Source organism: Streptomyces sp. NPDC001822 (assembly GCF_042892135.1).
Classification (GTDB): Bacteria; Actinomycetota; Actinomycetes; order Streptomycetales; family Streptomycetaceae; genus Streptomyces.
This window is the reverse complement of record NZ_JBIATW010000020.1, coordinates 42,023-62,505: the sequence shown is the minus strand read 5'-3', so window position 1 is coordinate 62,505 and position 20,483 is coordinate 42,023. Positions and strand designations below refer to the sequence as shown.

20 protein-coding genes and 2 pseudogenes are annotated in these 20,483 nt (G+C 68.1%); 12 read left to right on the top strand and 10 right to left on the bottom strand.

The genetic code is table 11. The annotated features are described in order from the left end of the window. Window positions 1–42: 42 nt before the first annotated feature. Together ACFYY2_RS31930 and ACFYY2_RS31925 are read left to right on the top strand one after the other, a co-directional pair. Window positions 43–990 carry an NADP-dependent oxidoreductase gene (locus tag ACFYY2_RS31930; protein ID WP_388749495.1) on the top strand — a complete coding sequence of 316 codons (948 nt, stop codon included), beginning with the start codon at window positions 43–45 and terminating at the stop codon, window positions 988–990. Between the two features lie 117 nt (window positions 991–1,107). Continuing rightward, window positions 1,108–2,040 carry an NmrA family NAD(P)-binding protein gene (locus ACFYY2_RS31925; protein WP_388749493.1) on the top strand — a complete coding sequence of 311 codons (933 nt, stop codon included), beginning with the start codon at window positions 1,108–1,110 and terminating at the stop codon, window positions 2,038–2,040. A 539-nt stretch (window positions 2,041–2,579) separates the two neighbouring features. On the opposite strand, the gene ACFYY2_RS31920 is transcribed toward ACFYY2_RS31925, so the two are convergent. Genes ACFYY2_RS31920 through ACFYY2_RS31905 form a run of 4 tightly spaced genes read right to left on the bottom strand, consistent with a single transcriptional unit; the run spans window position 2,580 to window position 8,289 of the window. Next, a complete protein-coding gene (locus ACFYY2_RS31920) occupies window positions 2,580–4,031 on the bottom strand; it encodes a TniQ family protein (RefSeq protein WP_388749491.1) in 1,452 nt (483 codons plus the stop codon). A gap of 4 nt (window positions 4,032–4,035) precedes the next feature. Next, entirely contained in the window at window positions 4,036–5,307 is a 1,272-nt protein-coding gene (locus ACFYY2_RS31915; protein WP_388749489.1) for an AAA family ATPase, read from the bottom strand. Continuing rightward, window positions 5,300–7,555 (bottom strand): transposase, encoded by a 2,256-nt coding sequence (locus ACFYY2_RS31910; protein ID WP_388749487.1) that lies wholly within the window; start codon window positions 7,553–7,555, stop codon window positions 5,300–5,302. The genes ACFYY2_RS31915 and ACFYY2_RS31910 overlap by 8 nt, the downstream gene beginning before the upstream one ends. Next, window positions 7,555–8,289 carry a TnsA-like heteromeric transposase endonuclease subunit gene (locus ACFYY2_RS31905; RefSeq protein WP_388749485.1) on the bottom strand — a complete coding sequence of 245 codons (735 nt, stop codon included), beginning with the start codon at window positions 8,287–8,289 and terminating at the stop codon, window positions 7,555–7,557. The genes ACFYY2_RS31910 and ACFYY2_RS31905 overlap by 1 nt, the downstream gene beginning before the upstream one ends. A gap of 357 nt (window positions 8,290–8,646) precedes the next feature. Between ACFYY2_RS31905 and ACFYY2_RS31900 the strand changes: the two genes are divergently transcribed. The 6 genes from ACFYY2_RS31900 (at window position 8,647) to ACFYY2_RS31875 (ending at window position 13,596) form a co-directional block, all read left to right on the top strand. Then, entirely contained in the window at window positions 8,647–9,096 is a 450-nt protein-coding gene (locus tag ACFYY2_RS31900) for a hypothetical protein (protein ID WP_388749483.1), read from the top strand. Between the two features lie 599 nt (window positions 9,097–9,695). After that, on the top strand, window positions 9,696–10,310 hold the full coding sequence (locus tag ACFYY2_RS31895; RefSeq protein WP_388749481.1) for a pentapeptide repeat-containing protein: 615 nt from the start codon (window positions 9,696–9,698) through the stop codon (window positions 10,308–10,310). A 271-nt stretch (window positions 10,311–10,581) separates the two neighbouring features. After that, window positions 10,582–10,977 carry a peptidase inhibitor family I36 protein gene (locus tag ACFYY2_RS31890; protein WP_388749479.1) on the top strand — a complete coding sequence of 132 codons (396 nt, stop codon included), beginning with the start codon at window positions 10,582–10,584 and terminating at the stop codon, window positions 10,975–10,977. A gap of 342 nt (window positions 10,978–11,319) precedes the next feature. Further along, the gene (locus tag ACFYY2_RS31885) at window positions 11,320–11,907 is read left to right on the top strand and encodes a hypothetical protein (RefSeq protein ID WP_388749477.1); all 588 of its coding nucleotides are present in this window, start codon (window positions 11,320–11,322) and stop codon (window positions 11,905–11,907) included. Window positions 11,908–13,187: 1,280 nt separating this feature from the next. Then, entirely contained in the window at window positions 13,188–13,343 is a 156-nt protein-coding gene (locus ACFYY2_RS31880) for a hypothetical protein (protein WP_388749475.1), read from the top strand. 49 nt (window positions 13,344–13,392) lie between these two features. Next, window positions 13,393–13,596 carry a hypothetical protein gene (locus ACFYY2_RS31875; RefSeq protein WP_388749474.1) on the top strand — a complete coding sequence of 68 codons (204 nt, stop codon included), beginning with the start codon at window positions 13,393–13,395 and terminating at the stop codon, window positions 13,594–13,596. A 19-nt stretch (window positions 13,597–13,615) separates the two neighbouring features. On the opposite strand, the gene ACFYY2_RS31870 is transcribed toward ACFYY2_RS31875, so the two are convergent. After that, on the bottom strand, window positions 13,616–13,867 hold the full coding sequence (locus tag ACFYY2_RS31870) for a type II toxin-antitoxin system RelE/ParE family toxin (protein ID WP_388749472.1): 252 nt from the start codon (window positions 13,865–13,867) through the stop codon (window positions 13,616–13,618). After that, a complete protein-coding gene (locus ACFYY2_RS31865) occupies window positions 13,864–14,118 on the bottom strand; it encodes a type II toxin-antitoxin system Phd/YefM family antitoxin (RefSeq protein WP_388749470.1) in 255 nt (84 codons plus the stop codon). Before ACFYY2_RS31865 ends, ACFYY2_RS31870 begins: the two co-directional genes overlap by 4 nt. Window positions 14,119–14,630: 512 nt before the next feature. On the opposite strand from ACFYY2_RS31865, the gene ACFYY2_RS31860 reads away from it, so the two are divergent. Next, the gene (locus tag ACFYY2_RS31860) at window positions 14,631–15,299 is read left to right on the top strand and encodes a DUF1963 domain-containing protein (protein ID WP_388749468.1); all 669 of its coding nucleotides are present in this window, start codon (window positions 14,631–14,633) and stop codon (window positions 15,297–15,299) included. Window positions 15,300–15,362: 63 nt separating this feature from the next. Here the strand turns inward: ACFYY2_RS31860 and ACFYY2_RS31855 are convergent. The 3 genes and pseudogenes from ACFYY2_RS31855 to ACFYY2_RS31845 form a co-directional block, all read right to left on the bottom strand. Next, a pseudogene (locus tag ACFYY2_RS31855) lies at window positions 15,363–16,111 on the bottom strand (transposase family protein). A 214-nt stretch (window positions 16,112–16,325) separates the two neighbouring features. Further along, window positions 16,326–16,577 (bottom strand): helix-turn-helix domain-containing protein, encoded by a 252-nt coding sequence (locus tag ACFYY2_RS31850; RefSeq protein WP_388749466.1) that lies wholly within the window; start codon window positions 16,575–16,577, stop codon window positions 16,326–16,328. Then, on the bottom strand, window positions 16,577–17,068 hold the full coding sequence (locus ACFYY2_RS31845) for a DUF2975 domain-containing protein (protein ID WP_388749464.1): 492 nt from the start codon (window positions 17,066–17,068) through the stop codon (window positions 16,577–16,579). Before ACFYY2_RS31845 ends, ACFYY2_RS31850 begins: the two co-directional genes overlap by 1 nt. Before the next feature lie 419 nt (window positions 17,069–17,487). Between ACFYY2_RS31845 and ACFYY2_RS31840 the strand changes: the two genes are divergently transcribed. Continuing rightward, window positions 17,488–18,216: a hypothetical protein gene (locus ACFYY2_RS31840; protein WP_388749463.1), complete on the top strand. Its 729-nt coding sequence runs from the start codon at window positions 17,488–17,490 to the stop codon at window positions 18,214–18,216. 23 nt (window positions 18,217–18,239) lie between these two features. Here ACFYY2_RS31840 and ACFYY2_RS31835 read toward each other — a convergent pair whose 3' ends face one another. After that, window positions 18,240–18,707: a hypothetical protein gene (locus ACFYY2_RS31835; protein WP_388749461.1), complete on the bottom strand. Its 468-nt coding sequence runs from the start codon at window positions 18,705–18,707 to the stop codon at window positions 18,240–18,242. A 331-nt stretch (window positions 18,708–19,038) separates the two neighbouring features. Here ACFYY2_RS31835 and ACFYY2_RS31830 point away from each other — a divergent pair, with 331 nt between their 5' ends. After that, window positions 19,039–19,869: a hypothetical protein gene (locus ACFYY2_RS31830; RefSeq protein WP_388749459.1), complete on the top strand. Its 831-nt coding sequence runs from the start codon at window positions 19,039–19,041 to the stop codon at window positions 19,867–19,869. Beyond that, a pseudogene (locus ACFYY2_RS31825) lies at window positions 19,851–20,196 on the top strand (IS5 family transposase); the annotation flags it as partial. The gene ACFYY2_RS31830 and the pseudogene ACFYY2_RS31825, both read left to right, overlap by 19 nt. Between the last annotated feature and the right edge of the window lie 287 nt (window positions 20,197–20,483).

The window sequence follows — 20,483 nt, the reverse complement described above, 5'->3', positions numbered from 1 at the left end:
TCTCGGGTTGGGGGTGCTTGATTCCGACAGTGAGGTGGCGCAGTGAAGGCCGTAGGTTTCACCGAGTTCGGCGGTAGCGAGGTCATGCGGGTGCTGGAGCTGCCCGAACCGCACGCGGGACCGGGGCAGGTGCGGATCAAGGTGGCCGCGGCCGCCGTCCATCCGGCCGACGTCAACATCCGCACCGGGCTCTCCGCCAAGTACAGCCCGGAGATGAACCCGCCCTCGGACGTGTACGTCGTGGGCTGGGAGATCGCCGGAACGATCGACGAGGTCGGGCAGGGCACACGTCCGGAGCTGGCCCTGGGCACCGAGGTGGTCGCGATCACCGAGCCGAAACTGGACCAGGGCGGACAGGCACAGTACGTGGTCGTACCGGCGGAATCGGTGGTCCGCGCACCCAAGGGCGTCGACCTCACGGCCGCCTCGACCCTGCTGATGGCCGCACTGACCGCACAGATGGGCCTGGACGCGCTGGCCCTGGCACCGGGAGCGACCGTGGCGGTCACCGGCGCCGCCGGTGGGATCGGCGGCTACGCCGTGCAGCTGGCCAAGGCGGCCGGGCTGACGGTCATCGCCGACGCGGCCGACAAGGACCGCGACCTCGTCACGAACCTGGGCGCCGACCACGTACTCCCGCGCGGGGACGACTTCCCCCACGCGGTCCGCCGGCTGCGCCCCGACGGCGCGGACGGAGTCATCGACGCCGGGTCGGTGGGCGATGCGGTGGCCGCGGCGGTGCGCGACGGCGGCGCCATCGCGACCGTCAAGGGGTTCACCGGCGCCACCGACCGGGGCGTGCGCTGGTTCCCCGTCTTCGTCTACGACCGCATGCGGGACACCGCAGCACTGACGCGGCTGCGCGACCAGGCCGAATTCGGTGCGCTCACGCTCCGCGTCGCGGGAACCTACCCGCTCGAACAGGTCGCCGAAGCGCACCGGCTCATCGAGGAAGGCGGAGTGCGGGGCCGCCCCGTGCTCGTGTTCTGAGACGAGACCCCAGACCCCGGGCCACGCCCGCCCTGGCCGGCATGGCGATGCCATGCCGAGTCCGGCACTCCCGTATCCAGATCCCAGAACGCACGATCAACCGAAAGCAGGCTCGCCATGACATCCAACGACAAGGCCAAGGTGCTGGTCACCGGGGCGACCGGAATGCAGGGCGGCGCTGTCGCCCGCGCGCTCCTGCGCGCGGGACACCCCGTCACCGCGTTGGTGCGCAACCCCTCCTCCGCTCCCGCCCAGGCCCTGGCCGCACTGGGCGCCGCCCTGGCCACCGGGGACCTGGAGGACGCCGCCTCTCTGGAAGCGGCCGGCGCCGGACACGACGCGGTCTTCTCGGTACAGCTGGCCAGTATCGACCCGGCCGACCCCGCCGAGAGCCGCCAGGCCGGCAACATCGTCACCGCGGCCCAGCGCGCCGGCATCACCCAACTCCTGCACACCTCGGTGTCGGCGACCGGGTGGCGTGCCCAGCACCCGGACTTCGAGATCAACGATCCGGTGATGAAGGAGTACTGGGACCAGAAGGAGGAGACCGAGGAAGCGATCCGGCGCTCAGGGCTGCAGCACTGGACCATCTTCAAGCCTGCCTGGTACATGGAGAACTTCCTCCCGCCCCGCCGGGAGTACATGGCCCTCCAGCTGCCTGACGGCAAGCTGGTCACCGCCATGAGCCCGCAGACCGAGCTGCCGCTCATCTGCGCCGACGACCTGGGTGCCGCTGTCGCCGCCGCCGTCGCCGACCCCGACAAGTTCCACGAGGCCGAGGTCGACCTCGCCGGCGACGCGCTGACCTACCCGCAGATGGCCGACGTCCTCTCCCAGGCCACCGGCCGAAAGATCACCACCGACTTCATCTCCCTCGAAGAGAAGACGCAGCGTGAGGGTGTATCCGCGGCGTTCGGCGACCGCTGGAACGACCGTGTCGGCTACCCCGCACGCCCCCACCACGCCGCCGCCCACGGCCTGACCACGACGACCTTCGCACAGTGGGCAGCACAGCAGGACTGGAGCACCCTGACCGCTGAACGCAGCTGAACCGACGCAGCCCTCCAGCGGGCAGCCGCGGCGTCGGCGAGGTAGTCGCAGATGAACGCCGTACGGACCGCGCGGCCCAGTTCCTGGCTCCGCCGCCGAGACCTGTGCCGCGAGATCATTGACGGGCAGGTCGTGCAGGGGCGCCGATGCTTCAACGGCGCCCCCTCACGACTCGAACCGAGATGGTGCGCTTCAACAACACCATCCGTGAACTCCTCCCCGGTCTGATGAACGACCGCGGGACTGGATCTTCTCGATGAGGTCCGTTGCGTAGTCCTCGACCGCGTGCGCGAGGCTCTCGTACTTTCTGGTCTTCTGCGGGTGAGCCAGGAGGTGGATGACACGCGCCTCAGCCACGCGTTCGGTGTTGGTGCGGTCCGCTCGCATGGCCGGTGCCAGGACCCATTCACTGCGGGTGGCCCTGGACCAGACGCGTGCTGAGACGCATGCGCGTAGTAGGTCCTCTGATTGGACGGAGCCCGGCCATCGTGACCTGTTGTGGCCGGAGCGGTCCTTGAGCGCTTCCCAGTCCTCGCCGCTCAGATCCCAGACTGCGAGGTGCCGCCGTCGTGCGTCGTAGTCAGTCGGGTGAGGATCTTGGGCGATGTGATGGGCGAGTGCCCCGAGTGCGGCTGGGCTTCGGCTCTGCTCACTCCGGTGGCTGCCTGGACCAGTTGCAGTGCGGCAACACGCCGGAGAGAGCGGCTGGTCGGCAGGGGTCTCGGGGAGGAACCCTCAAGGAAGACCTTGAACCACTCCTCGGGCAGTTCCTGCGGGATCTGTTCCGCGCGGTAGCCGTGTGACCGGCCCTCGATCAACGGGTCGGTGAGCTCGGCAGGTGATGCGAGCCGAGGAGGGAACCGCCGTTGAAGCGCTTCTTCTGTCTCCCTCCGGAATCCGGGTGAGCAGTTGCGGAGCAGGTCCCAGGTCGGTCCCCAGCTGGGATGTTTCCGCTCGGTGGTTCTCGCAAGGAGGCCGGCCAGGGCTTCGCGGAGTGCGTCCGGGGACAGCCGGACGTAGTGGTCGGCCATCTTCAGCATCGCCGCCGTCGCGACGGCGGATTGCGGGGCCGCGCTCCAAGGGACATGCCTTCGCTGGCCGTCCTCGACACGTCGCTGACGCTGATCGATGTGCTCCTCGAAGGCGTCCTTCAGCATGCCCGCGGGGAGAAGGCTGGCGCTGTGCGGCCAGGTGGCACTGATGATCGCGGACATCACCCGGATGTCCGAGAACCTGGCAAGGGCTGTGCCTGGGGCGCGATCGCCTTCGAGTAACTCCAGCAGGTCACGCTGGAGGGACGCGGATACGGGACTGAGCTCGGCTCCAGACCGGCCGGAGGCGTCCAGGCGGGTGCTGCAGAGGGGACTGTGCCGACGGCCTTCCGCAGCGTTTCGGCACTGGGCGGGATGGAGCCCGCGGGCGGCGGGGGCAGGCATCAAGGAGCGAGGGGCGCCCGGAAACCCGCTCTGCAGCGGCTGGCGACAGCCGTGGCAGGTGTCCTGCAGGAACAGGTTGTGCTCCAGGCAGGCGAAGACGACGGGGAGGTGCCATCGGCGTTTCCAGGCACCGCCGTGACGCTCCTGGATCACCGACCCGTCACCGCGCAGGCAGAGATGGCAGCAGCGCGTCGACGCTTGAAACAGCCAGGGCGGAAAGACACCGCGGGGACGTGCCGCATGGCCAGGGCGGACCAGTGCCTCCGCGACCGGTGGATAGGAGCGGACGTAGGAGCGAAGGGTGAGGCGGTCCGCTTCCCTCTCCGAGAGCCTGGTCGTCCGGGCGAAGCGTGTGAGCTGGGCGGTTTCGAGCATGAACAGGTGCTGGGCGGGGGCCTTGGAGGTCTTGAAGTGGCCCGCGGGAGTGAGCCCCGCCCGCCAGAGGAGCTGACCGGGAGCCTGGTCCAGGCGGTGGCCCAGTCGCAGCAGGTACCCGATGATGCTTTCGTCGGGCAGGGCGATCAGACTGCGCGGCAGGGGCCCGATGTCGCTCATCGGCTCAGCTCGCCTCGTCGGCTGCCTGGGGGCCCCGGTCGTCGAACACGGTGTTCCGGCCGCGTGCCCGGGAGGACTTCACCTGCCCGCGGGAGCGCTTGGGCGGGGCCTGGGGTTCGGCCTCGGCTGCCTGGTCCGACGGTGCCGCCCGGCCGATGACGATCTTGTCGAGGAGGGCTTCGTCCAGCATCTCCCGGCCGCTGTCCATGGCGATCTGACTGCCGTTCTTGACCAGCCGGCCCAGAATCCCGACGACGCCCTCGCTGCGGCGCATCAGGTATTCGGGCATGCCGCCCGAGGTGAGCATTCCCTTGTGCGCGTTCAGCAGTCTGAGGTGGTCCTCGATGCCCTGCAGATGGTTGGTGAAGTCCTGCATCTCGGCGGGAGTGGTGTAGCGGAACCGGTCGAGTTCCACCAGCTCGAAGCGGCGTTCGGTCTGGGTGACCTCCAGACCGTGGACGCGGGTGCTCTCCAGCGGCGGCATGACCCACTGCCGGCTCGTGCGGTCCCATCTGGCCTCGCGCAGGAGCCCGGTCCCGGGAATGTTGACCCCGGCGAGGATCAGCGTCACGTTCAGGCTCATCAGGGTCCGGATCAAGTCCAGGACGTCCTGGTCGTCGGCCCGGTGCATCCGCAGCCGGTTGACATCATCAATGATCAGAGCCTTGACGCCATGATCCGTCAACGAGTCGGCGACCTGCTTCAGCAGCTGCGGCAGCGTCATCTTCCGGACCTCGGGCGAGAAAAAGTTCAGAATGGTCTCGCAGACGCTCTTGGGACTCGCGGTGACCGGCAGCGAGACATAGACGACCGGAGCATGCAGGTCCGCGGTGCCCGCGACGGCGGTGGGGTGGAGGAAGTCGTGCAGTTCGAGCCAGCTGTCCTCGAACTGGGCGGCGATGGAAGAGACCGTTGCGGTCTTGCCGTGGTTTCCCCAGCCGCTGACCATCACCCCGGGAAGAGTCGGGTCCTCCTGGTCGAGGGTGTTGCCGTTCAGACTCAGGTTGATCACCTGGGTGACCGTCCTGAGCATCGGGGTGTCCTGGAGCGGCAGATTCGCGTTCGTCAGCCGACGGTAGAGGTCGTAGTCGGTGCGGCGGTCCGCCCCGAGCGACTGCCGCTGGGCGGGCGTCAGCCTCGGTGGGGGAACGAGGCGGCCGCGGGTGCGACGGTAGTGCTGCCAGCCGGCGAAGGTGTCGCGGCGGGGCCTGCTGCCCAGGATCAGCTCGGCGATCCGGCTGCGAGGCGGCAGTCCGGCGAGAAGGTCGTCACCCACGGTCCTCCTTCGAGGGAACATCGTCGTCTTCCGGCCTGTCCAGCACCAGGAACAAGCCCTGCCTGCGGCGCAAGGACTCCGCCAGCAGCGGTGGGGCCACCGGTTCCTCCGCCCCGGCAGCCGCTTCCCTACGGCGGCGCCGGTCGGTGTCGACGGCCCGATCGACGCTGCAGACCTGCTCAGGCCAGGGCTCGGGTTCCGTACTCGCGTGGGCCGGCTCCCGGTCACGGGCGGCGGCCTGTGCGCGGGATGCCTCGCGGGACCGGGCGGCACGGTCCTTCTTCGTCTGCTGGGTCGGCCAGTCGGTGACCGGGATGGTCGAGCCCAGGATCGCCAGCAGGGTCGGCAGGAGCTGTTCGTCCGTGCGGGGATCGAGGTTGTGCTCGCGAATCGCGGCCAGCAGGACCGTGGCGGTCTTGTCGGAGAAAGCGGGGCACTCGCCCGCGGGCGGCAGGCCGGTCCAGCGCAGGTCGTGCCAGGTGTCATGGTCGACCGGGTCCTGGAAGAACACGGTGCGGCGATCCCGCCGGTCGCTGCGGACCACCCAGGTGCCGGCGTGCTTCCCGCCGCGTTCCGACGGCCGAAGGTAGCGCGGCTCGTCCAGCACGTCGGCGTAGTACCAAAGCCCGAGGATCTTCACCCCGCGGCGTGGGTGGATCTTGACGTGGTGCTTGCGCAGGCACTGGTAGTAGAGCTCGGGCTCGGGGATCTGCATCGCCCACCCGCCCTGTTGCATCGCGGCCGCGAACAGCGAGTTGGGGCTGTGGCTCTCGCCCGGACCCCAGGCCGGCGCGTACTCGCCGAGGACGTGATGCTGCCAGACCGAGACGATCCAGGTCGCGATCACGTGTTCCATCTGAGTCAGCGTCAGCACCGCGTCGCGTTCCGGGTCCCTCCCTCGGTCCGCGACGTCCGTGCCGGTGAACCCCAGCAGGTGCTCGAAGAGCATCGTCTTGATCGCGGAGAATGCGCGTTCGACGGCGAACTTGTCGGTCTGCCGAAGAACGCGGGCCGGCAGGATGTTGCAGCCCAGTTCGCGCTCCGCCTCGACCACATCGTGGTTTCGATAAGGTCCGCCGTGATCGGTCGTCACGGTCTCCGGTGCGAAGAACGGCAGGGCCGCGGCCTGCCCCCCGGCGAACTCAGCGATGACCTCGGACGGGACGCCGGGGTAGGGCCAGGCCATCTCCTCGCCCCAGCCCTGGCGCATCGGCAGGGGCAGCATCACGTCCCGCAGCAGCATCGCGACGTCCACAGAGGTGTCCGAGGCCGGCGTCAGCCGGAACGCGGGCAACGAGTGCGTGTAAAGGTCGATGGCCAGGGTGAGCGTCGCGGTGACGGGCTCGCCGAAGACCGTCTCCCGCAGCTTGACCGGCAGCGGAGTCGAGTCCAACGCCAGCACCTGGCCCGGCCGGTGCACCACCAGGCGGGCCTTGACGTCAGCGTCGGCGGCATCGGCCGCAGTCCGCTCATAGCGTTGCCGGCCGCCGCCCGGTCCGAACCACTGCGGCCAGATCCGCGCCAGCGTGCGACGGGAAGGTACCTTCTCCGCGGGGAAGTCCTCGAACTTCTCGCTGATGTACTGGTGCATCAGCCGGTGTCTGCTGGTCATGGTGATCCGGGCCCGGTCCCGGCATTCCTCCCTCACCGCGAAGATCGCCTCGCGGATCTCCTCGGTGACGCTCGGATGCCCCCCGCTGCGGCGGGTCCACCGCCCGTCCGCGCAGGCCATCAGCAGGCTCTCGCCACTGTTCGCCGACAAGCGCTCCAGCGTGCGGAAACTCATGAAACGCAGACCCAGCATCTCGGCCTCGTGCCGGGGCATCACCGCCAGTTCGGCGGCCTTCGCGACCCGCCGCTCTGTCACCGTCGTCGTCTCCGGGTCGTAGGCGGGGCGCGGTTCCCCGGGCCTGGCCCGGGACCAGTGGCCCTCCCGGAACCCAGTGGTCGCCTCGAGTACGTGCTCGGCCCGGACCCGGGCTTGCCTGAGCTGTTCCGGGGTCAAGTCGGCCAGGGAGGCCGACTGGCAGGCCCGGTCGCCGCCGGGTGCCGTGGTGATCCGCTTCGAGAGCCGGGCATCGGGATGGTTGATCAACCACCGGATCGAACGGGACTCCACCCGGCCCTGGGAGTCCGCCAGCCGGAACCGTCCGAACTGCGGCTCGACCGAATCGACGCTCCACTCGACTCCGTTCAGGAGAACCTGGGCGCCCGGCACCAGCGCGAGCAGCCCTCGACCCACCGCCATCAACCGCGCCGATCGGGAGCGGAGCCGGTCCAGATCCTCGACCCGTCTCCCAGCGGCCTCGCGAGATCGAGGGCGAGCCGCCGGTGCCAGAGCAGGTGCGTCGCCTGCGCGCGGGCCACCGCCGGCAAGCTCGTCACCGCCACCAGGTCCCCGAAACACACCGGGCCGTCTCGGACGGCCCCCAGCAGCTGCGGCTGGAGTCCGAGCTGATCCTTGAGCGGCCGGCGCTGGGAAGACAGGTGGTCCAGCACGCTGTAGACGTGCGGCCGCCAGCCGGTCACCACCGAGTAGTGCCAGCCGCAGGCCGCTGCCGCCTCCGTCGTCGCTGCGAACTTCAAGGCGTCCGCCGGCTTGATCAAGTGCCCCGGCCGCACGTCGAACAGCCACAGCCCACCATCAGGCAGCACCGCAAGGAAGTCAGGAACGTGCCGGGAGCGGCCTCCGACGTGCTCGAAATCCAACTGGAACGGCTGCGGCAGCACCTCCGACACCCGCAGGAAATCCAGCACGAGAAGGAGCCGCTGTTCCTCCAACGACTCGAAGCCGTGGTGGCGGCCCGTGGACACCATGAACTGCAGGCCCGGCCGGTGGCCCTGCCTCGCCCGCCAGGTGAACCCGCGCAGCGGGACCGACGACCGTACCGGCACCGAGGCCATGTCCCGGACCGGCCAGGCCACCTCGCCCCCGCCGATGGACCACGTCCCGCTCCACCTCCGCGGCCAGTCACCGCTCAAGTCGAGTCGGCCCCGCCCTGTACCGCCGTCCTCGTACGGAGCGACAAGCTGAAGCAACCCGCACGAATCAGACCGAATCACCGCTGCCGCAGAAGCCCTCACACATCCAGAACATCTCACCAGCCCGCCCTACGAGCCAGATCACCGTAACTGATCACAACTCAGCGCTACCTGATCGCTTTGACCTCCGACCCGCCATCCACGGTGTCCATCCGCCAACAAGCGTGTCCAGTCACAACCTCCACTCGAACAACGTGCGCTTCACGGCGCACCGGACTCTGTCCACAGGGCCGAAATTGGAGGCTCCTCTTGAGGCCGCCGCGATCAGCGAGGCGACCCGTACATGAGGAGCCGTCCATGTTCCAGAACCCCATCGTGCCGCTCGCCCCGATGACGCCGGACGCGGTGCTCAGTGCCTTCCGCTACTTGCGGGCTGTGGAGGCCGGCGACACCGAAGCGGCTGCCGGGTTCGCCGACGCCGATCCGCGGATGCCCGAACTGCTCGCGGATGTCGCGGAGCGGATTGTCATCCCGGTCACCGCGCTGTGCGTCATCGACCCGGACCCGTGTGACGACTCCTTCGCCCTGGCGGCCGTCGGGCGGGTCCTCACGGCCACCCTGCGCACCTGGGCACAGGCCGGGCCGGACACGGTGGAGGGCGTTGCCCACGCGGTCATCGCCTTCGTCCGGGAGGTCCTCACCCAGGGAGAGATCGGTGAGACCGTCGCCGCCGTCCTGCGCCAGATGGAGGCCGTCGGCTTCGGCCAGGCCCTCGATGCTCACCCGGTGCGCCCGACCACCGCGTAGCGCGCACCAGGAAGGCGGTGGTGCGCATCGCGCGCGCACCACCGCCGGACGGTGCGCCGCACCACCATTCCACCGTGCGGCGCGTCCGGGGGCGCGCCGCCGCCCACACCGGGCGCGCGCCGCGCCGCGCGGCGCGGCGCGGCGCGGCGGCGGGCCCTGACCGGCTCTGGCTAGGGGAAACGCTCCGCTATCCAACGTGGTCAAGACATCTCAGGGGGAAACGTGCGCCCGTCCGAACCTGGACAAGGGGTCGCTGCCCTCCCGCCCGGAGGCGGACAAGGGGTCGGGCCGCCGATGCGTACGACCCGGGCGGTGCGCACCGGGTGCGGTGCGGAGCATCGGATGCCGAACATCGTGGTGCGCGCGAGAGTGCCGGGCATCGTCGCGAGGCGCACCGGGTGCGGTGGCGGACATCGTGGTGCGCACCGGAGTGGCGTCCATCGTTATCCGGTGCGCACCACGGTGGAGTCCACTCGGTGGCGTCCATCGGGTGGAGCCCACTGAGTGGAGCCCGCTCGATGTCGTGCATCGCCACTCGATGCTGAACATCGTTGGCTCCACCCGGTGGACGATGCCGGCATCGTCACCACAGCCAGGCGTTGGAGTGCCGCACCCGGGACAGGGCACGGCTCCCCTACACACCCGACCCCGGCGAGGATGCTGCTCATCTAGAGGAACACCAGCGGTACCTCGCCCTCCGCGAGGTACGGCACACAATCCTCCGCCTCATCGGCGAGCATTACCAACGCCCTCAGGGCACCCAGCGCTCCTGGCAGGGCTCCTACCTCGACCTCACAGGCGTCACCTTCGACGTCGACCTGATGTCCTTCAAGGGTGCGGTGTTCGCCGGCAGCACGGTGTCCTTCAGGGGAGCGACGTTCTCCGATGGCATGGTCTCCTTCAACGGAGCGGTGTTCTCCGCCGGCAAAGTGAACTTTGCCAGCGCCACGTTCTCTGGCGGCATGGTGTTCTTCAGTAGAGCTGTGCTCTCGGACGGCGTGAACTTCTACCAAGCAGTTTTCTCCGACGGCACGGTGAACTTTGGCGGGGCGACGTTCTCCGGCGGTGTGCAGTTCGCCGACGCAAGGTTCTCCGACTGCACGGTGCGCTTCGACAACGCAACAGGTCCGGCTCCGCAAGGGCTTCTGGCTGCTGTCGGCACACCAGCCCCCGCAGAGGTCGTCCTTCCCACGTCTTGGTTGCACAGCCCGTAGGGGCGTAACGGCACGGTCGTACAGTCGCCCGATGGAGCGGAGAGGCGGAAACGGCGGCTTGGTCCGGTCTCCGCGTCCACTTGACGGCGGTTGGGGGGTGGCACGCTGCAGCAAGTGAAGGCGCATCGCCCATTGCCGTGCGCCCGACACGTGATCCCATCTCCCTGCTTGCCCCGGACGTGCGACCTGCCGCCACTCGGCTCCGACGGATACGTTCATGATCGGCGATCTTCGGGCGTCTGCTCAGGGCAGGCCGATGGAAGGGGAACTCATGGCACGGGTACTCAAGAGGATGCAGCTTGGGCTCGGAGTCACCGCGGCGCTCGTCGCAAGCGCGTGGCTCATGCCGACATCCGCGAACGCAACCACCACCGCCTGGAACTGCAACACGGGTTCCTTCTGCGTCTACACCGGTGACAACGGGACCGGCTCCGTCTGCGCGTGGAGCGGAGATGACCCGGACTGGAACAATGGCACCAGCGTCTGCAGCTGGTCCCCCGGCACTCGGGTGCAGTCCGCGTTCAACAACGGCACCTCCGGAGCATCCGTGTCCGCCTACACCGCAATCAACTACGGCGGCACCAGGGCGCTCTGTCTCGCCAGGGGAGGGAAGGTCAACTTGGCGGGCGTGGGCACCTACCTGCGCTCTCACACCTGGTCCTGCTGAATCCACCAGCGACAGGACATCGCAGCGCAACAGCTGACAGGGGTCCCGGACGGAGAGCGGCCCGGGACCCCTGCGTTATCTCAACGGGCCGTCGCTTCTGGCCGATCAACTGTCGGGGGCGGAAACGGTTGTCTGCGCCCTGTTGCGGAAGCGGTAGTGCCTAGATCGGCCTGCTATCACCGCTTTCGCCGCCGCCATGCATCGGCCACGTCCGCGGCGACGGTGCCCTGCGACCGCAGCGGGGCAACTACCGCTGTCAGACCCAGGTGGAAGCATCACCGAAGTGAACGCCCTGAGGCGTCCTCAACTCACCTCCGTAGCGAACGAAGAGGAGCATTTCCCTTGCGACTGCATCGCGTGACGCCCGGCATCGTCGCGGGCATCCTTGCCCCGGCCCTCCTGCTCGCCACCCCGTCCTTCGCCGCCACGGCGGCACCGACCGCGGCGACGGTGCCCGCAGTGTCCTCGTCCGCGAACGAGCCGGACGCCGACGACCTGAGGGGGGCCATAGTCCGGATCCTCGCCGACCCGGACAGCGGCCGGCGTGTGACACGAGAAGCCAACGCCCTCCTGGACGCCAATGACCCCGAGGCGATGCGCGCCTGGCTGGAGACCGGCTACCGCATCGCCCAGGCCGAGGACGACCGCGTCGCCCTTTCGCGCCTGCTCGCCGACCCCGACAGCGGTCGGCGCGTCACCGCCGAGGTCAACGCCCTCCTGGACGCCAATGACCCCGAGGCGATGCGCGCCTGGCTGGAGACCGGCTACCGCATCGCCCAGGCCGAGGACGACCGCGTCGCCATCGCCCGCATCCTCGCTGATTCGTCCATCAGCCCGGCCCTGCGTGCGGCAGCCAACGCCGCCCTCGACGACAACACACCCGAAGCGCTGCGCTACTTCCTGGAAGTCGGCAGGTACCAGGTCGCCTGACCGGCACAGCGCCGCACCACAGCGCGTCGCCCGGGTGGCACCCCCTGCCGCACGCCCGGTCGCCGGAACGCCGAGAATCCGGGCGGGTCCGCCTGCACCTCTGTGTGCCGGCCGCCCCGCCCGGCAGGGCCCTGTGTCGGCTTGGCGCCCTCGCAGAGTTCTGTGGGCTCGCCGCCCGGTGCGGCTCCGATCGAACCTGGGGGGCGGAATTGGTCCATAGGACCGGACCGCCCTCAGTCACTTCGTGGGCCGCTCCCGGCGGACGGTATGGCTGCGCCAGTCTCCGAGGGCCTCCATGGCCTCCTTCGGCCAGAACTGCTCGCCGCAATCACAGAACCACACCGTTCCACCCCCACCCGGCCAGATGTACTCGTCAGACCAGCCTTTGTGCTTGGTGCGCGAGGCATGCCATGTCGCTCGAACCGCAGGATCCACTGACGTTCCCCTCCTTGTGTGCGAGGCCCCAGTCTCCTGTGCGTCGTGACCACCCACCACGTACCTCCGTCCAATGACCCAGGGGGCGGAAACGGTCCACAGCGCCTGCCCCACGCCGATCCACGGGGAGAGAGATCCGGGCCGCGTGCCAGTCCAATCAGTCCATTCCGCAGTTTCGCCTCTCGGTTCCGCCCCTCCTGCGGTGGAGTCCGGTCACGTCGGTGGCCCCCGGCCTGCGAGGGACAGGAGACCTCGTTGGTCAAGATCAGGTGGCAGAGAACTACCGGTCGTCGGAGAGTCCGTTCCTGACCGCCGTGGAACGGTTGCTGACGGGCGCGGCGCGGATTCGCGAACGTTTGGCGGACGGATGTTGCGGTGTGGTGGGCTGCAGGATGGAGGAGGGCCGGCAAGCAGCGCAAGCCCCGACGGTTCCTCGCCCCCTGGTAAGGGAGTCAGAGACCTCGTGGTGGTTGGCCGGCGCGGTAAGCCGACTACGGCTCAGCGCCGACGGCGACGGCCCGGGACCTCTCTCACCTCTCCACGGCTATCGCGTGAAAGAGGTGTCGGTGTGCGAGATCGGCTTGCCCAGGGGGTCTGACCTGGGGAAACGATGCGATCTTGAGAAGGGGGGTTCACACCTCCGGTAGTACCTGCGGTGCAACCCTGAATCCCCCTGTGGGGACAACGATGGGAGCAACCGTGGGTGCAACCCCCTGCGGGCCGGTGAGACGCCTCGGGGCCGGACCGGTCCGGGGCTTGCCCGCCCTGCTGGCGGTGCTCGCTCTTGCGGGTGCGAGGTTGCGGAATCGAGCCCTGGCGGCGGCCTGGGTCGTCATCCTTGGCTCATGGAGGACTTCGAGTTCGACTGCTGGAGTTGCTGGGAGACCAACGTGCTCCAGGGCCGCCCCAAGGGCTTCTGGACGACGACGCACTACGAAGTGCCCAGCGAGTGGGACTGCTGGTCATGCGGTGCCAGCAACACCACACCCGACGACTACTGACCAGGCAGATGCCCTGTCCGGTACTCGGGCGCACCCTGGGGATAGGGGCGTGCCGATCGTGATCCACCGCCCCTCCGCGACCGGGGGCCGACGGGTCACCATCCAAGGTCAGATCGTCGGCCTCGCCCACGACGACCACGACGTGGTCGAGTTTCTACGCCGGGCTGGGCTGCCCGACTCCGAGCAGCTGCTCGATGACCCGGTGTGGGTGCAGTGGCGGGGCGGTCGGGCTCACCGGTATGAGGCGGCGTAGTACGCGTGGGGCGTGCTGGTCAGCCGAGGCGGCCGACGTGGATGACGACGATGGTGACGCTCTCGTCGGTGATCTCGTAGAGGACCCGGTAGCGGCCTACGTGGACGCGTCGCAGGTCCGGGGATCCGTATTCGGCGCTGCCGGCGGGGCGTGGCTCATTAGCGAGGAGGTCAATGGCGTCCATGAGCTGGGCCAGGCCGGAGGGGTCGTCTTTGAGGAACCGGGCGGCCGCGTTGATAGCGGCTTCGTCCCAGGTGATGGTGTAGGTCAAGCGCGGTCCAGCCCGAGCCGGGTGCGCACCTCGTCATGCGGGGTGCCGGGAGTCGGGTTATCGGCTTGTCGGGCACGGTACTGGGCCAGGGCCAGGGCGTCCTCGAGGTCGGCGAGCTCCTGGGGGTTTATCAGGATGGCCGCGGGCTGTCCGTGGTCGGTGATCGTGATGCGCTCACGGGCGTGGGAGGCGCGGCGGACCAGCGACCCGAACCGGGCGCGCGCTTCCGTGATCGGCAAAGTGTCACTCATGCACAGAACTGTACACTTCGCGCGGGCTGAAGCCGAGTGGCGGCAAGCAGGCGCCGATTTGTGGGTGTACCCCAGGACCAGAGCACAGGCTTTGGCCGGCAGGGCGGCCCGTGGCTTTGTCCATGAGTACGGGCTCTGGCACATATTCCGTGGTGGCGAACCTTCGATCACTGCGTCGGCTCGGCAAGCGCAGGAAACCAGCAGGTCAGAGGGTCGGTCCGACGGGGCACGAGTGGGGGCGGACACAGCCACGCTCGCGAATCCAGCGCAACACCAACATGGCTTGGCGGAACGGGCCCAGCGCGCGGCTACCGCGTGGTGTGCCAATCCGCCGCCGGTGCGCGGCCGGCAGGCGAGACAGGTACTCCACGCCAGGGCGCGGAACGTCGAGCGTGGCAGCGTAGGTGATCACTGTGAAGCCTCAGGTTCGGCAGATGACCGGACGGGAAAGGCCCTGTCCTACCAGCTGGGGGGGGCGTCTTCCCCACAGCCGGGCCCGCAATGGCTGTCGCATGGCTGATCTAGGCTTCCCGGCCATGACGATTACCTTGATGACGTACGCCGGTCCAGTAGATGATCACGCACCGATGCCCCGTACCGGCGGCGTGCCGTTGGTTCCGGCCGGGTTCGACTGGCCGCGGTGCGCCGCGTGCTCCGGGCCGATGCAGTTCCTTGCGCGACTGCTGGTGAGCGACCTCAGCGCCCAAGGATCCGTGCCAGAGGCGTCGGCCGGGGTGCTGTCCGTCTTCATGTGCCAGAACGATCCAGGGCTGTGCGACGAGTGGGACCCAGGCGCAGGTGGCAACCGGGCGCTGCTGTTTCCCGGCGTCGGACTCACCGTGGCCCCGGTGCCGGCGGAAGGCAAGACCCTACTGCCGGAGACCTGCGGCATTGACTGCACGGTGATCGACGCGGCCGTCTACTCCGAGGCGCGCAGCCTCTGGGCCCAGGCTCATGGAAGTCCCGTGCGGAACGTCCTGGGTCAGCTGGGCGGCGTTCCGTCGTGGCTGCAGCATGACGAGACTCCGACGTGCCCGGCGTGCGCGCAGCCGATGAACTTCGTGGCACAGCTCGAAGAGGGACGAGAGCACCAGACGGCGATGAACTTCGGCGGAGGCGGCTGCGGATACGCCTTCGCATGCTCGCCATGCGGCGAGGGCTCATTCCTGTGGCAGTGCTGATCACGAGGCTATCCATTGAGCGCTTGAGATACCCCGGGTCCCGCCACCGATCAATGAGCGTCTTCAGCGTTGCCTCTCCAGGGTGAGGACGGCTTTGGCGATGACGCTCATGCGGTTGGGGCTGATACGGGATCTCCGGAAGATCTGCCATGACTTCAGTCGTGCCATGCCTCGTTCGACGGGTGCACGGGCTGCGGACAGGGCCCGGTTCACGATCTGCTCGGTGGTTGTGAGTTCGCCGCCTGGTGGGCGGCGCTTGGCGGTGGTCACCCAGTCGCCGGCGCCGATGTAGGCCATGTCGGCGAGGATCGGGACGCCCTGCCGCGCACAGATCCGAAGGATCTTGTGGGTGCGGGCGGCTGTCAGATCGTGGTTCCGGCCCGGCAATGCCGGCGACAGCCAGAGGATCTCCCCGCCGGGGTCTGTGACGACCTGCACGTTCACCCCGTGCCGCTTGTGCTTCGAGGAGTAGTCGGCCCTGCCGTCACCGACGCGGTCGCACTCCGCGAGCGTGCCGTCCAGGGACACGAAGTCCGGATCGTGTGCGCGCAGCGTCTTCAGCGGGCCCGGTGCCTGCTCGGCGAGCAGCCCGGTGACCGCGGTGACATAGGCATGGGCGGTGCCGACCGATATCCCGAAGGCAGAGGCGATGCGGGCCAGGTGTCGTGGCGGCGCAGGTACACGAGTGCGATCAGCGCATGCCAGTGCGGCGGGAGTTTGCACCGACGGTCACCCTCACGGGTGACGATGAGCATCGTGACCCACTCGATCAGAGCGTGAGGCAGGTCAAGTGCGGCAGGATACGGAACCAACAGGGCTCCTGCGTTGTTGAGTTGAGGCGTCGAACACCTCCCTCGACGGCACGGGAGCCCTGTCCGTTGCGTACTCCGATCCCACACCGCCCTGTCACCCGATCAATGGCAACGCTGAGAACGCTCAGTGAGCACACGCCGCGTTTCCGCTGCCGTATCCCCTTCAGCAACGACCAGCCGTCCGAGACGCGCAGTCTCGGGCCACGTCCGTCCGTCAGGTCGAGACCGGAGCGTCCTGAGTGGGCAGCTGATCGGGCTCGTTGGCTGCTTGCCAGCGCAGCAGGTCCCCCGGCTGGCAGTCGAGAACTTCGCAGAGTGCGGCGAGCGTCGAGAAGCGCACTGCCTTGGCCCGCCCGTTCTTGAGAACCGCCAGGTTGGCTGGGGTGATCCCGACGCGTTCGGCGAGCTCACCCACGGTCATCTTCCGTCTGGCCAGCATCACGTCGATGTCGACAGCAATCGGCATCAGATCACCTCGTTCAACTCGGCCTGCATCTGAGCCGCTTCCGCGTCGCGTGCGACGGCCTGGGCAAGGAGGGTGCGCAGCACGAGGACCACGAGTGCGACTCCGAGTACGGCAAGGCCGGCACCGCCGATCAGGAGGACGACGCCTGGTGCGACGGCCTCCCCCGGAGCCAGGACGACACCGAGCGCCCACAACAGGAGCGCGGCTGCCGCGAAGGCGCCGGTCACGATGTCCACCTGCCGAAAGGCGGAGGTGGAGAACACCGTCCCGCGACGAACCTTCGTCACGAGCTGCCACACGCAGGCGAGGACAACCTCGGCGCACAGAATGCCCAGCACGACGATGAGCAAGATCGGAATACGAGGCAGGTCCGCAACATCCTTGTCCAGGTCATGGGCGAGCAGCGGCACCAGTACCGCCTGCACGAATACGGAACCGGTGAGCAACACCACGATCACTGCGCGCAGTGCGAGCACGGTCAGCTTCCCCATGACATCTCCTTCTATCGATATTCGATAGTAACCCATCGCGTAACGATAGACGAGTGGCCTGAGGGGGTGTCCATGGCGGGCGGATCTCGCCGTCGATGAGAACGAGCGCCAGGCGCTCCTCGGGGTCGCGGAGGACTGTGGCGACACCACCGTCAGCCATGGGCCTGGCATCCCTGCACGGTCCAGACCTACGGGCCCTGGACTTGCCGACCGAGGTCAGTAGAGCCAGCGGTCCAGGAGCCCTGGCCAGAGAAACCCCTCGTAGCCACTGAAGGCCGCAGGGTCGATCTCCTTCAACTCCTCGGCCGCCGGTTCAGCTCGGCGGAAGCGTTTTCCACCGCACCAGGCCGCTCCTGCGAGGGGCCCTGGAATCAGGAGAGGCCGAACGCCGCGGCCTGGACCGGGCCTTCATCGCCTCCATGCCCGCTCCCGGGCGGATGATCAGCCGGGCTCGGCCGCTGTTCGCCGACGAGGCCGCCCGGGCACTCGCCGAGGAGAGCAATTTGAGCAGGCTCGCGGAGACCTACGACCCCTTCGACCGCGGACTGAGGGACGCCTGGGAGACGATCATCGTCACCGGACGCCGCTGCAGCGAGGTCCTGAAACTCCGCCTGGACTGCCTTGGCCGTTACAGCGGGCTCCCCATGCTCTGGCACGATCAGACAAAGGTCTGCAACTACGACCAGGCCCTGCGGATCCCCGAACGGATCCACCAGCTCCTGCAGGACCGCCAGCGCAAGACCTTGACCCTGTTCGAGACCCGGAACAACCGGCCGCCCAGCGTCGAGGAGCGGGCCCAGATGGCGTTGTTCCCGACCAATCAGCGCAACCGAAACGGACGCACTCCGCTGTCCTACAAGTGGTTCCACAAGGGCTTCAAACTCTGGATCGATGAGCCTGAGATCGGCCGGTGGGTCCCCCATCAGGCCCGGCACAGTCTGGCCACCAGCCTGCTGCGGACCGCCTTCGGCGGGGGTGCTGCGGCAGGACAGGTCAATCGCGAGGGACTGGGCGTGCTCGCGGGTAAGTGGGGTCGACGAGCGAGTCAAAGCCGCCCGCTCCAACCTGCGCTTCCAGGACCGCCGCGTCGCCGACCTCGAAGCCCGAATCACCGGCCTCGGACCGGCAACGTGATCCTGCCTCGTTGAACATGGCTTCGGCAAAGCGGCTACTACTCCCCCGAGGCCAGCTCACGCTGAAGAACCTCGACGGCTTCGCGAAGTTCCGCCGAGTACCACGAGAGTCGACGCTCGAATTGTTCACGAATAGGTGGACTCGACTGGTACATGGATCGCACAAGCGACTCCCATGCAGCGCGGTTCACGTGACTCACGTTGTGCGACTGCTCCACGATCTCCTGGAAGTAGATGCAGTAGAGCTCCGCAAGGGAGGCAATCCTGCCAGCGTCTGGGTGATCGGGTGGGGTTGGGGTGTTGTCGAAGAAGAAAGGCCGAAGATGGGGGTGCTCGATGAGGATCAACTTGATCTGGACCCCGATGCCGTAGGTGGCGCCACGCGCGGACGACCGTAGTCCCTCTGCGAGGTGCCGCAGTTGCATGATCACTGCGGCGAGACCAACCAGCGCGGCTGTGCTTCCGACCGCTGCAGCGAGTGCTTCTATCTGGTCCGTCCATTGCACAGTGCATCGCCCCCGTGCACCTCGATGGCTCTCCTACAGTCACCTCACGGCCCGTCCACCATCCCGGTGGACGGGCCGTCCCGCAAGACCGCCCGGACGAGCTACAGCAACGGCCCCACTCTCCGTCGCGAACATGTAGTCTATGAATCGTCGCAGTTCAGAGCCGGTTCACGAGCTCCTGCGGTCGGTAAAAGGCGACTACCCGCAACTCGGAGAATCGAGCCGACGGTCATCGAACAGACGTCGGTGTCAACGAAAGTCTCCGCTGGCATATCCGTTAGGGGGGGCTGTAGCTGTGGGTTCGAGAATGCGGCGGCGAAGACTGCTGACCGTGAGTACGGCGGTGGGCGTCTGCGTGGCGCTGCTGGGCGGATGCGGACGACACGATGAGGCGGCCGCGCGCGACAGTTCGGAGGGGCAGTCATCCATGCCCGGCAAGCGCTCGAAGCTGTTGTCGTTCGAGTACGTGGCCGACTCCGGCGAGGACGAGACGATGAATCAGCTCTTGGAGATCCACAATGCCTCGTGGGCGTCGTTGGCACCGGTCCTGACCTTCGAGGCTCTCGATGAGAACGGCCGTGCTCTGCCCGGCGTCGAGGTGAGAACGGTCTTCGGCAGCGATCGGGGCTCTCTCGTGGTCCCGCAAGGGCGGTTCTATGACGTCCTGAGGTTCTCGGGCAAGGGCCGGGAAGACATCGAGGATGTTCGCGTAACCGTCGTGAGCGAGGACATGACCCGCCTCCCCTCCGGGCAGGGGAGCTCCGCAATACCGACTCAGGCAGTGGACGACCACGGACGAGACGTGAGCAGGTTCGAACGCTTCACGGGGGTCAAGCTGACCAACGACGAGAAGTTCCCTGTAACCGTGCAGGTCGTCTACATCGTGTGGGACCAGCCGAAGAGCGGCGAGACCCAGCAGGCTGTGGAGGTGACACCGGTCGGTGGCCTGTCCGTCGTGCCGGCCAGCGGCACCGAGACGGTCAAGGTGACGGGCGCGGCGAAGGCCGCGGTAGCACGCAGCGCCGGCGGGCCAGCCGTCAGCATCAGGGGTTCTACTCGCAGTAGGCGCACCCTTCGTCCGCAGACTCGCCGGATGAGGCCGGGCCCGGCTTTCTTGCCGGGTCATCGGCAGAACTTGAGGGATTGCGCCGCGGCGATCTGACAAACGACGAGTGGGCGCGAATCGCGCCGCATCTGCCGAGTTCTGGGAACCGGGATGGACGTTGGAAAAAGCATCGGAAGGTGATCGACGGCATTCTGTTCCGGATCCGCACGGGTGTTCAGTGGCGGGATCTGCCGGAGCGGTTCGGGAACTGGAAGGCCGTGTACGAGCGCCACCGCCGCAGGTCAGCGGACGGGACTTGGGACGGGATCCTCCAAGCTGTCCAGGCTGATGCCGGCGTCCGTGGGGCGAGCCGACTGGAGCAGGGTGAGCGTGGACTCCACCTCGTGCCGGGCTCACCAATACGCTGCCGCGGCCGCGCAGAGTGCCACGGATCGCGAACGGACGATCAACCGGCTCAAGAACTTCCGGGCCGTGGCCACGAGATACGACAAACGTGCCTACATCTTCCCGCGTCATTGTGAAGACGACGACCCAGCCGCAGGACGCCATGCAGCTGGCCAGACCACGTCTCGGGCAACGGCCCCTGACACACCGAGGCTCGCCCGAGCGTGTTCAATCCAGCGACTCCGCGCATCCCGGAACTCCAGATAGGCCTGATCCCAGTTCTGTTCGACTTCTGTGGCGATGCCCCGCGCCAGGCACTCCAACCG

What these genes read in the sequence shown, in the direction of transcription:
- ACFYY2_RS31890 (WP_388749479.1), top strand. Translation starts at nt 10,582, where the DNA reads ATGGCACGGGTACTCAAGAGGATGCAGCTTGGGCTCGGAGTCACCGCG.
- ACFYY2_RS31880 (WP_388749475.1), top strand. Translation starts at nt 13,188, where the DNA reads ATGGAGGACTTCGAGTTCGACTGCTGGAGTTGCTGGGAGACCAACGTG.
- ACFYY2_RS31860 (WP_388749468.1), top strand. Translation starts at nt 14,631, where the DNA reads ATGGCTGATCTAGGCTTCCCGGCCATGACGATTACCTTGATGACGTAC.
- ACFYY2_RS31865 (WP_388749470.1), bottom strand. Translation starts at nt 14,118, where the DNA reads ATGAGTGACACTTTGCCGATCACGGAAGCGCGCGCCCGGTTCGGGTCG.
- ACFYY2_RS31850 (WP_388749466.1), bottom strand. Translation starts at nt 16,577, where the DNA reads ATGCCGATTGCTGTCGACATCGACGTGATGCTGGCCAGACGGAAGATG.
- ACFYY2_RS31900 (WP_388749483.1), top strand. Translation starts at nt 8,647, where the DNA reads ATGTTCCAGAACCCCATCGTGCCGCTCGCCCCGATGACGCCGGACGCG.
- ACFYY2_RS31925 (WP_388749493.1), top strand. Translation starts at nt 1,108, where the DNA reads ATGACATCCAACGACAAGGCCAAGGTGCTGGTCACCGGGGCGACCGGA.
- ACFYY2_RS31920 (WP_388749491.1), bottom strand. Translation starts at nt 4,031, where the DNA reads ATGAGCGACATCGGGCCCCTGCCGCGCAGTCTGATCGCCCTGCCCGAC.
- ACFYY2_RS31910 (WP_388749487.1), bottom strand. Translation starts at nt 7,555, where the DNA reads ATGGCGGTGGGTCGAGGGCTGCTCGCGCTGGTGCCGGGCGCCCAGGTT.
- ACFYY2_RS31845 (WP_388749464.1), bottom strand. Translation starts at nt 17,068, where the DNA reads ATGGGGAAGCTGACCGTGCTCGCACTGCGCGCAGTGATCGTGGTGTTG.
- ACFYY2_RS31840 (WP_388749463.1), top strand. Translation starts at nt 17,488, where the DNA reads ATGCCCGCTCCCGGGCGGATGATCAGCCGGGCTCGGCCGCTGTTCGCC.